This is a genomic window from Bradyrhizobium sp. NAS96.2, assembly GCF_001908235.1.
GTDB lineage: Bacteria > Pseudomonadota > Alphaproteobacteria > Rhizobiales > Xanthobacteraceae > Bradyrhizobium.
This window is the reverse complement of the sequence record NZ_LGHK01000265.1, coordinates 1-2557: the sequence shown is the minus strand read 5'-3', so window position 1 is coordinate 2557 and position 2557 is coordinate 1. Positions and strand designations below refer to the sequence as shown.

The following is a 2557-nucleotide window of genomic DNA, read 5'->3' as shown; positions in this document are numbered from 1 at the left end:
CGAGGCCTCGCGGGCGCGCTGCGCGGCCTCGGACTCGACCTTGCGAACCGCCTCCTCCAGCGACAGCCGCTCGCGGGTGATCTCGGACTCGGAGAGCGGCGGCTGCACGCCGCGAAGTTGCTGGATCAACGCCGTCCGCGCCCGCGCATACAGCGCACGGCGGGCTTCGCCGGGAGCGTTGGGGTCCAATCCGGCGATGGCACGGGCGATCAGCGGGTAGTAGTCAGCCATTTCCACACAATTGGTGGGATATAGGTAATATCCCGTTAAGCCTCGAACGGATTCTGTACCAGAATAGTATCTTCACGTTCCGGACTGGTGGAAAGCAGGGCGATCGGACACCCCACCAGTTCCTCGACCCGGCGGACATACTTGATGGCCTGGGCCGGCAGCTCCGCCCAGGACCGCGCGTTGGCCGTCGGCTGCTTCCAGCCTTCAATGATCTCGTAGATCGGCTCGACGCGGGCCTGCGCGCCCTCGCCCGCCGGCAGATGGTCGATTTCCTTGCCGTCTAGCTTGTAGCCGATGCACACCTTGATGCTGTCGAACCCGTCGAGAATATCGAGCTTGGTCAGCGCCAGCCCGGCAATTCCGCAGGTCCGGACAGTCTGTCGCACCAGCATCGCGTCGAACCAGCCGACCCGGCGCTTGCGCCCGGTGTTGACGCCGAATTCCTTGCCGCGACGGCCGATTTCCTCGCCGATCTCGTCGTTCAGCTCGGTCGGGAACGGACCCTGCCCGACCCTTGTGGTGTAGGCCTTGCAGATGCCCAGCACATAGCCGACGGCGCCAGGTCCGAGGCCGGTGCCGGTCGCGGCCTGCGCCGCCACGGTGTTGGACGACGTCACGTAGGGATAGGTGCCGTGGTCGACGTCGAGCAGCGCGCCCTGCGCGCCCTCGAACAGGATGCGCTTGCCCTCGCGGCGCTTGAGGTCCAGGAGCCGCCACACCGTCTCGGCATAGGGCAGAAGCTTCGGCGCCAGCGCCGACAGCTCGGCCAGGATGCTGTTGCCCTCGATCTCCGGCAGATTGTTGCCGCGGCGCAGCGCATTGTGGTGCGCCAGCAGGCGGTCGATCTTGTGCGGCAGGGTGTCGAGGTCGGCGAGGTCCATCAGGCGGATCGCACGGCGGCCGACCTTGTCCTCATAGGCCGGGCCGATGCCGCGGCGGGTGGTGCCGATCGAGGTGATGGCGTTGGAGGATTCGCGCAAGGAATCGAGCTCGCGGTGCAGCGGCAGGATCAGCGTGACGTTCTCGGCGATCCGAAGATTGTCCGGTCCGACCGCGACGCCCTGCCCCTTCAGCTTGGCGACCTCGTCGAGGAAGGCCTGCGGATCGAACACCACGCCATTGCCGATCACCGCCAGCTTGTTCGGGCGCAGCACGCCGGAGGGCAGCAGCGCCAGCTTGTAGGTCTCGCCATTGATCACGAGCGTATGGCCGGCATTGTGGCCGCCTTGGAAGCGCACGACGATGTCGGCCTGTTCCGACAGCCAGTCGACGATCTTGCCCTTCCCCTCGTCACCCCATTGGGCGCCGACGACGACAACATTGGCCATTGCGAAGATGTTCCCTTCAGGTGTTTCAGAGACCATGATCACGGCGAAAACGCGTCCGCCCACAACGATCATGCATTGATATGCCCAGCCCAAATCACGGCGCCCGGCCGCGCGCACGCAAGGCGACTACGGGATAACGGAAGCGGGTCGGCTGCGCAAGCAAGAACGGGGTCATTTGCGCCTTTTAGACGAGCTACAACCCTTTGATATCCCCTGAAAATTCCGTCCTGCGCCCGGCCGCGCCGGGCTGACGCGAATTTAATGTTACGGCCACGTGACGCCAGCCATACCGCTGCGCGTGCTTGCTGATTGATCGCAGCTCCAATTGCGGCGATCATTCACCTGGGTTAACCGGCGGGGCCCATGCCCAATTCGACACAAGCGACGATGGCGCTGCGGAAGCTAGGCATTGCCTTCAGGCTTCACACCTATGTCTACGATTCCAATGCCGAGAGCATCGGGCTGCAGGCGGCGGAGGCGCTCGGGGTCGACCCGAACCGCATGCTCAAGACGCTGATGGCGGAGGTCGACGGCAAGCCGGTCTGCGCCGTGGTGCCGTCCGACTGCGAGGTCAGCATGAAGAAGCTCGCCGCGGCGCTCGGCGGCAAGTCGGCCAGGATGATGCGGCCGGCCGATGCCGAGCGGCTGACCGGCTATCATGTCGGTGGCATCAGCCCGTTCGGCCAGAAAAAGAAAGTGCCGACCGCGATCGACGAGACCGCCCTCACGCATGTCACCGTCTTCGTCAATGGCGGCCAGCGCGGCCTGCAGATCGAGATCGATCCGAACGACGCCGCGCTTGCCGCCGGCGCCTCGATGAAGGCACTGGTGGCGACGCAGGACTAGAGCTTCGGCTCCGATTGAATCAAAGCCGAAGCTCCGGCTTGTTGTTTTGACGCGTCCTCTTCACGCGAACCGGTGCCCACTTCGCTCGATAACGCTCAGCGCGATCAATGCGAGGACTTGTCCCTGGTAAACTCCGCGCCAACGTAGTCGGA

2 protein-coding genes and 1 pseudogene are annotated in these 2557 nt (G+C 64.8%); 1 reads left to right on the top strand and 2 read right to left on the bottom strand.

Going from position 1 to position 2557, the window contains the following annotated elements:
- Both AC628_RS38515 and AC628_RS38510 read right to left on the bottom strand, forming a co-directional pair.
- A pseudogene (locus AC628_RS38515) lies at positions 1 to 231 on the bottom strand (hypothetical protein); the annotation flags it as partial.
- Positions 232 to 266: 35 nt separating this feature from the next.
- The gene (locus AC628_RS38510) at positions 267 to 1559 is read right to left on the bottom strand and encodes an adenylosuccinate synthase (RefSeq protein WP_074131855.1); all 1293 of its coding nucleotides are present in this window, start codon (positions 1557 to 1559) and stop codon (positions 267 to 269) included.
- A 363-nt stretch (positions 1560 to 1922) separates the two neighbouring features.
- On the opposite strand from AC628_RS38510, the gene ybaK reads away from it, so the two are divergent.
- Positions 1923 to 2405 (top strand): Cys-tRNA(Pro) deacylase, encoded by a 483-nt coding sequence (gene ybaK, locus AC628_RS38505; RefSeq protein ID WP_074131854.1) that lies wholly within the window; start codon positions 1923 to 1925, stop codon positions 2403 to 2405.
- Positions 2406 to 2557 lie beyond the last annotated feature (152 nt).

Bases quoted from the DNA above. Each gene is read 5' to 3' on its own strand.
- ybaK (WP_074131854.1), top strand. From the start codon at position 1,923: ATGCCCAATTCGACACAAGCGACGATGGCGCTGCGGAAGCTAGGCATT.
- AC628_RS38510 (WP_074131855.1), bottom strand. From the start codon at position 1,559: ATGGCCAATGTTGTCGTCGTCGGCGCCCAATGGGGTGACGAGGGGAAG.